Source organism: Nocardia sp. NPDC004260 (assembly GCF_053603155.1).
The window spans coordinates 1-1464 of sequence record NZ_JBSGEZ010000260.1 but is presented as its reverse complement, the minus strand read 5'-3'; the positions used below and the strand labels follow the sequence as shown (position 1 = coordinate 1464).

At 65.9% G+C, this 1464-nt stretch carries 1 protein-coding gene; it reads right to left on the bottom strand.

What is annotated here, in order from left to right; genetic code table 11:
* Positions 1-1255, bottom strand: a 1255-nt coding sequence (locus ACWEO7_RS39490) for an IS110 family transposase (protein ID WP_452430958.1), incomplete at its 3' end; no start/stop codon positions are given.
* Positions 1256-1464 lie beyond the last annotated feature (209 nt).

The window sequence follows — 1464 nt, the reverse complement described above, 5'->3', positions numbered from 1 at the left end:
CGCGTTGGCGGTTGCTGACGTGGGTTTCTTCGTTGTAGGCGGTGCCGCGGGTCAGGCAGTGCCACAGGATGCCGAGCCACCGGTTGGCCAGCGCGCGCAGGGCACTGTGGTGGGATTTGCCTTTGGCGATCTTGGAGTCGTAGAACTCGCGTGCCCACTTGGAGGTGCGCAGGCTGCAGAACGCCCATTGATGGACCGCGGCGCCGAGGTAGCGGTTGTGCGCGAGTCTGCGGGCGACGACGAATTCGCTGCGTCCGGATCTGCGGGTGACCGGTGCGGTGCCTGCGTAGCATTGCAGTGCGTTCGCGGTCGTGTATTGCTGGATGTGGTCCCCGATTTCGCCTGCGATCCGGGCGGCGAGGACATCCCCGAGTCCGGGGAAGCTCAGGTAGATCTCACCGCCCGGGACGGCTTTTCCCGGATCGGGATTCCTGGGCTGTTTGTCACGACCATGGCGGACATCGCCGAGCAGCAACTCGCCCATGCGCCGTGCCCAGTCTTTGCGGGCCTGGCCCAGGACCAGCAGCTGGTTGGCGGTCATCGCGATGGTGGTGGCTTTGGCGCGCACCAGATACTCGCGGGCGGGCAACTGTTCGACCGCCAGCGCGCCCAGCACCCGAGCGGCGAAGCGGTCGGGCCATCCGTGTTTCGCGCCGCGGGCGAACGCTTCCAGACTCTCACGGTCGAGCTCGGACAGATCAGCGTGAGTGGGCCAGTTCGCCAGCAGCTTCAGCATGGTCGGGGAGCCCAGATCGTCGCCGGCGATCGTGATCGCGGCGGGAAAACACACCAGCAGATCGGTACGCAACCGGTTCAGCAACCGGCGCTGATCACGCACGGCGCGTTCGTCGTCGCGGGCGATCGCGCGCAGTTCTCCGGCCAGATCTCCGTGCGGGACGAGCCGGCGCAGGTCCTTATACGGGTCCAGGGCCAGCAAACAGCAGATCCGGGCGTCTTCGGCGTCGTCTTTCTTCTTCGCCGGACCACGCTGGGAAGCGACCATGTCCGGGTTGACCGGCAACACCGTGAACCCGGCATCGAGCAAGGCCTCGACCAGCATCCCGTGCCGGGTCTCCAACACCACCCGCACCTCAGCGGGGTCGGGTTCCAGCTCCGCGCACCGGGCCACGAGCTTCGCGATCCCCGCAGCAGTGTGATCGATACGGAACCCCTCGATCACTCCTCGGCCCGGCAGACCCAACGCCACATCGTGAAACGCTTCGGCCCAGTCGATCCCTACAGCAAGCAAACCCACTGCCTCCCAACACATCCACCTGACAAATCAGCTGGGCCGCGGGCACTGCGTCGTGCTGATAGACCAGTCCTCACCGGGACGACACCTTCCGAGACGACCCGCCCACGGCACAGGCCCCCGGGGACGCCGTCTCATTTCAGTCCTCGCAGGACAAGCAACAAAAGCGTTCCCCGGAGGTCCCAGCCATGAACGAAGGTAGTGCTATCAGC